Annotated in this window: 4 protein-coding genes; all 4 read right to left on the bottom strand. The window is 78.0% G+C overall.

Features of this window, described 5'->3' with window-relative positions:
* Positions 1-1,057: hypothetical protein (locus ETD96_RS39865; protein ID WP_138641667.1), on the bottom strand; the 1,057-nt coding region annotated here is incomplete at its 3' end.
* Between the two features lies 1 nt (position 1,058).
* Positions 1,059-3,056 carry a Rab family GTPase gene (locus ETD96_RS39870; protein WP_138641668.1) on the bottom strand — a complete coding sequence of 666 codons (1,998 nt, stop codon included), beginning with the start codon at positions 3,054-3,056 and terminating at the stop codon, positions 1,059-1,061.
* 3 nt (positions 3,057-3,059) lie between these two features.
* Positions 3,060-4,109, bottom strand: a complete 1,050-nt coding sequence (locus tag ETD96_RS39875; RefSeq protein WP_138641669.1) for a protein kinase domain-containing protein — start codon at positions 4,107-4,109, stop codon at positions 3,060-3,062.
* Positions 4,106-5,979 (bottom strand): hypothetical protein (locus tag ETD96_RS45425; protein ID WP_205719698.1); only part of this gene is annotated, 1,874 nt, incomplete at its 5' end. The genes ETD96_RS45425 and ETD96_RS39875, both read right to left, overlap by 4 nt.

A 5,979-nucleotide genomic window follows, 5' to 3' on the forward strand; every position in this document is an offset into this window, starting at 1 on the left:
CGGAGATGGGTATAAGAGACAGGGCGGTCTCCCGCGCGACCGGGACGCGGCCCGGGTCGATGGCCTGGGTGATCTCCTCGCTGCACGCGACGGCGACGATCTTGTCCTGCAGCGTCGCGCAGTCCCGCACGACGGGGCGGACGAGCCGTGCGGCGTCGTCGCCGAACGCGGCGTAGGCGTCCGCGAGCAGCCCGGCGGCGGCGGACAGGTCGCCCTGCCGCGCTGCGGCGTCGCCGGGCCGGACCTCGCGCGGCCCCTCGTGCAGCGGCGGCCCCTCCAGGCCGCGTTCGCGGAACGCCACGGCCGGCTCGGTCCGCCCGTCGCCGCCGGTGAGCGGCGCCTCGCAGGTGGAGAACGCGGCGCGCCAGCCGTCGAGGGGCCGCCCGTCCGCGTCGGTGAGCAGCGGCTTCAGGATGCGGCGCGACGCCCACAGCAGCGCCAGCGCGCGGCTGGCCGCGACCGGGCTGCGGATCTCGTCCGGGGGCAGGATCATCGTCACCGGGCGGGCCGGGTTCTCCAGGACGGCCGCGATGAGCGAGTCGAGCCCCGGCGCCCGCCGGGCCCGCCGTTCGAGGTCCTCGGTCGCGACGGCGTTGCCGACCAGGTGGGTGAAGCTCATCGGCTGGAGCGGGGTCCCGCGGCCGACCTGCCCCGGCAGGCGGCTGAAGATGCCGCGCGGATCGGAGGCCGCGACGAGCATCGCGATTTCGGCGGTCAGCGTGCTGCCGAGGCCGATGAGCGCGCGCGCCACCAGGTGCAGGCGGTCGGCGCCCGCTCCTCTGGCCGCACTGGACGCCGCGTTGCCCGGACTCATCGCCCGTGGGTCGACGCTACGCAGGATGAGCGCCGCCATCCCGTCCGGGTAGGTGAGGTAGACGGCGCTGGACGGCGCCTCCGCCGCCGCCGTCCGGCCCCGCGCCGACACGCCCGCGTGCTTCTTCAACCGGTTGTTCCAGCTCTCGAACTGGGTCCGCGACTCGAACGACCAGGCGATGCCGGTGAGGTCGTAGTCGGGGTCCCAGCGGAACTCGATCTGGTGGATGGGCGTCTCGGTCATCTCAGATCCCCACGTCCTGGGCCTCGGCGGAGGCCAGCAGCCCGGTCATCGCCATCAGCGCCACGAGCGGGCGCAGCACGCGCAGCGGCCGGACGCCGCGCTCGATCGCGTCCGTCCCCGTCGCCGAGACGACGTGCAGGGTGGCCCGCTCGCACTCCTGGTAGGGCCGCGTCCACGCCCCGGCGTCCCGCTGGTGCAGGTAGCCGAACACGTCGGCGCTCTCCTCCAGCACCTCGGCGGCGTCCAGGGCCGGGGCGTCGCGGCTCAGCCAGTGCGCCACCGGGTCGTCGAACTTGTACAGGTCGGCCTTGTTCAGCACGATCGCGGCGCTCACCTTCGACAGCCGCCCGGTGGACCGCAGCAGGCTCAGCACCGTGTTGAACGCCGGGTCGCCGAGGCTGCCCGGGGTGAAGCGCTTCGGGTCCGCCACGAAGATCAGCCCGTCGGCGATGTCGAGGAACCGCTTGGCGTCGCCGACGTTGCTCAGCTCGCCGCCCGCGACGTCGAACAGCGCCATCGCGCGCGGCCGGCCGGCGCCCGACAGCACGAACGCGTCGGCGAAGGCGACCTCGCCCTCGCGGGTCGGCGCCAGCCAGGCCGACTCGCTGAACAGCGGATGCACCATGTCGCGCAGGAACGCCTGGTGCCGGTCGAGGTCGACGGGCTGGGCGGTGAGGCCGTAGGCGCCGAGCGCGCCGCGCTCGATCTCCGCGACCATCGCGGCGGCCAGGTGCGTCTTGCCCGACGTGGTGCCGCCGATGAAGCCGTAGACGGCCGGGGACCCGTACTGCCCGTAGCCGGCGGGCAGGTAGTGCACGCCGGTCGTGCCGCCGGGGTTGGGGCAGCGCACCGCCGCCGTGCGCACCAGCCGCGCCCGCTGCTCGGCGTTGGTGCCGCGCGGGACGGCCAGCTCCACGTACTGGGCGAGGTTCTGGTCGAAGGTGTAGAGGGGCAGCTCCCCCCAGTCGAGCCGGCCCAGGCAGATCGGGCAGGAGACCTGCTCGCGACCGCGCGCCGTGGACCGTGCGGCCTTGGATTGCTCGGCGTTGGGCGGGGCCGCCATGCGCCGCTCGGGCTGGGACGGCTCGGGCCGCGGAGCGCCCGGCGCCGCGGGCGCGGGTGCGGGCACGGGACGGATCTCCATCGACTCGGCCACGAGTTCCTCCGCCGTGTCCAGCAGGTGGGTGACGCGCCCGCTCATCGTGTCCAGCTCGGTCAGGCCGCTGGTGGCGCGCAGCTCGCGCAGGGCGTCCGTCCCGCCCCGCGTGTACCGGCGGGCGAGCGCGAGCGCCGCCGGCAGCGTGCCGCGGCAGGGCGGCGGGTCGGTCCCGTCCCGCCGGAACCGCAGGAACAGGCCCGGCGGCGGGTCGGCGCGGGGGTCCCGCGCCGCGAACGTCTCGAACCCCGGCGCCCATTCGGGCCAGTCGCCCAGCCCGGAGCCGAGCACCGTGCAGATGTCGGCGACCGCCCACAGCAGCGGCATGGTGTCGGGACCGACGGCCGCCTCGACCGTGCGGGGGCCGTCCAGGACGTGCGACAGCAGGACGGCGAGCGGCCGCTCCAAGGCACGGGACCGCGCCTCGTCGGTGAGGCCCGACCGGTGCGCCATCAGCGCGTTCGGGTTGACCATCGGCGCCCGGCCGGGCAGGTCGGCGGCCGCCCACGTCCAGTCCCGCAGTTCGAGCGCGAGCCGCGGGGTGAGCACCCCGGCCGCGCCGGACAGCAGGTGCGCGGTGGCGCTGCGGACGGGACCGGGCTGGCTGCGCCTGATCAGCACCGCCTCGTCGCCGAGCACGGCGTAGCAGAGGCCGGACTCCGGCCTGCCGCCCTCACCGCACCGCAGCCACGGCCCGACGCGGGCGTGCAGGCGGCGCAGCTCGCCGGCGGGCGAGGCGTCCAGGGAACTGGCGACCGGGAGCAGGCCCGGTTCGGCGCTCGTGCCGAACCGGCTGTTACGGCCCCAGCGGAACAGCGTCTGGTGCAGCAGCGACGTGGCCATCGGTCACCGCCCCAGCATCAGGTAGCCGGCGACGACGACCAGCGCCGCGATCCCCGCCCACAGCACCCACGAACCCGCCGACCCCCGCAGGGGCGCCTGCGCCTCGGGACGGGCCGGGGCCGTGGCCCGGGGTTCGGGCGCCGGTTCGGGCGCGGGCGCCGTGTGCGGATGCTTGCGGTGCCGCTGCGCGAAGAACTGCTCCCGCCCCCGCAGGAACGCCGGGTCGGGGGGCAGCGGGCGCGGCGGCGGGTCCGCCTCGCCGAGCCGGTGCAGCAGCGCCTGCGCGGACGGCCGCCGGTCCGGGTCGCCGAACACCCCGGCCAGCAGCTCGGCCAGCTCCGGCCGGTCGGCGAGCTTGTCCCGGTCGTCGAGGTCCTCGCCGGTCAGCACGTGGAAGATGAGCCGCCCGGCCGCCCACACGTCGTCGTTCGGACCGACCGTGCCGCGCTCCCAGCCGTCCGCGACCCGCGGCCGCTGCTCGGGCGCCTGCCACGGCGGCGTGCCCGCGACGGTGCGCGGCGCCCCGATCGGCGCGGCGTGCGAGAAGTCGGTGAGCTGCACCTCGTCGCCGTCCCAGCGGACGGTGTCCGGGCCGATCGCGCGGTGCGCGATGCCAGCCGCGTTCAGCAGCCGCACCGCGCGCAGCAGCCCCACCTGGAAGCGGCGCCGCTGGTCGGTCGGCAGCGTGCCCGCGTACACCGCGACCTCGACGCCGCGCAGCGGCTCCAGCAGCGCGAACGGCTCGGCCGCGTCGGCGTCGTAGCCGATCAGCCTCGTCACCGCGCTCGGGTACGGGGCGCCGTCGCAGAGCCGGGCGAGCCGCAACCCGGCGAGGATCTCGCCGTCCAGCAGCCGGTACCCGGCGGCGCGCCCGCCGGGCCCGCGGTCGACGGGCCGGACGCAGCGGACCGTGCGGGTCCGGTCGTCCAGTTCCAGCTGGAGCCGGACGGCCTCCAGCGGCGGGCGCAGCGGCGGCTCCGACCCGCGCACCTCGACGGCCTTCGCCTCGACGTCCCCGCCGTGCACGTCCCGGTAGCGCAGCCTGACGTTCACGCCGTCCTCCCGTCCCGGCCCGCCTCGACCGATCCGCCGTCGTCCTCCTCGGACCACGTCCACTCCACGACCCCCGCGTGCAGCGGGACGAGCCGGAGCACGCCGCAGTGCGCCGCCGACGGGACGGCCACGGTCCCGGCCGGCAGCGCCCCGGCGCCGCCCGCCGACCGCGGCGCGAACCGGACCGCGCGCGGCTCCGGCGCGGTGTCCAGCAGCGCCAGGTCCTCCGGCGCGCACAGCTGCCACATCTCCCCCGCCGGGTCGTGGCCGGCCTGCTCGGCGGCGAACGCGAGGTCCTCGGCGTCGACGAGCGGCACCGGGCGGGCGTCGGTGACGAACGGCGCCGCCTCCGGGGCGTGGCCCCGCTCGACGGCGTGCTCCCAGCCGTCGAGGAGCCGCCGCGCGGCCTCGCGCACGTGCGGGCCGGCCTGCTCGCCGCGCTCCCCGTGCGGCGCGCCGCGCACCGCCTCGGCGACCAGGTCGCCGAGCCAGCACTGGACGGCCTCCGGGTAGCGCAGCGGGGACCGGGCCGGGCGGCCGTGGTCGTCGGCGTCCAGCTTCGCGGCGCGCTCCACCAGCTCCTCGCGGACGCCGGCGAGCGCCTGCCGCACCGCGTTCAGCTCGTCGACGACGTCCAGCCGCCGGTTCAGCCGGGCCCAGTCGGTGACCGCGCCGCCGAGCAGGTGCCGCATGTCCTGCAGCGCCGCCTCGGCGCGGTCGAGGCCCGTCTCGTCGCCCCAGCGGATCGCGCGGGACCGCCACGACTGCGCGATGACGGCGAGCGCGCCCGCGACGGCGACGGCCACCGCCGCCGCCCACGCGGCGGGCGGCAGCCCGGTGTCGCCCGCCACGCCGCCGCCGATCGCCCCGGCGAGGGCGCCGAACGCGTTCAGCCCGAGCGCGCGGGAGTGGTCGGCGAGGCGTCCGCCGGGGCCGCGCAGCACGGTCAGCGCGACCAGCGCCGTCCACAGCAGCGCCATCACCAGGCCGCCCGCGACGCCGAGCGGCGACAGCCCGGCGAGCGCGGCGGCGACCGCGCCGGCCGCCGGCAGCCACGGCTGCGGCGGCGCCATCGGCGCCGGGGCGCGCAGCCCGTCGAGCAGGTCGCCGGGGCACGCGGTGCGCAGCCGCCGGGCATGGCCGCCGCGCCCGTCCAGCGCCGCCGCCGAGGCGCGCAGGTCCTGGTCGAGCCGCGGCAGCGACGCGCCCCGGTGCAGGCCGTCGGCGAGCCAGGCGTGCAGCCCGTCCCGGTAGGGCCGGGGCTCGAACGGCTCCGGCGGCGGCGGTTCGACGCCGCGGGCGGCGATCGCGGCCCGCCGGTCGTCGGTGAGCCGGTCGCCGTCCGGGACGGCGCCGAACAGGTCGGCGAGCCGGTCCCGCAGCGCGCCGAGCCGGTCCCCGGCGTCCCGGACCGCCGCGTCGGCGGGCAGCTCCCGCAGCAGCGCGCCGGCGCCGGGCAGCTCGACCGCGGCCTCCCGCGCCTCGGCCAAGGCGCCGTCGGCCTCGTCGAACGCGCGCCGCAGGGCGCTGCCTGCGGTGAACCGCACCGGCACCCTGCTCCGCGTCTGCTCGTCCGCGCGCTCGGGCGGCGCCGGGGACGCCGGGTCCAGCGCGCGGCGGATCGCCGCGCGCAGCGCGAGCAGGAAGTCCTCATGCCCGGTGCCGCCGTGCCCGGCCAGGTGCAGGCCGGGCACGGCCGCGCCGAACGGCACCTCGCCGAGCACCCGGTGGGTGCGCTCGAACAGGGCGGGCAGCCGCAGCAGCTCGGCCAGCCGGGCGAGCCCGTCGCCGTCCCGGCCGTCGCGGCGGCGGGCGCGGGCGGCGGCCCGCAGCGGCCAGTCGACCCCGGTCTCCTCGATCACCCACAGCG

Source organism: Actinomadura geliboluensis (assembly GCF_005889745.1).
GTDB classification, from domain to species: Bacteria; Actinomycetota; Actinomycetes; order Streptosporangiales; family Streptosporangiaceae; genus Spirillospora; species Spirillospora geliboluensis.

What these genes read in the sequence shown, in the direction of transcription:
- ETD96_RS39870 (WP_138641668.1), bottom strand. Translation starts at nt 3,056, where the DNA reads ATGGCCACGTCGCTGCTGCACCAGACGCTGTTCCGCTGGGGCCGTAAC.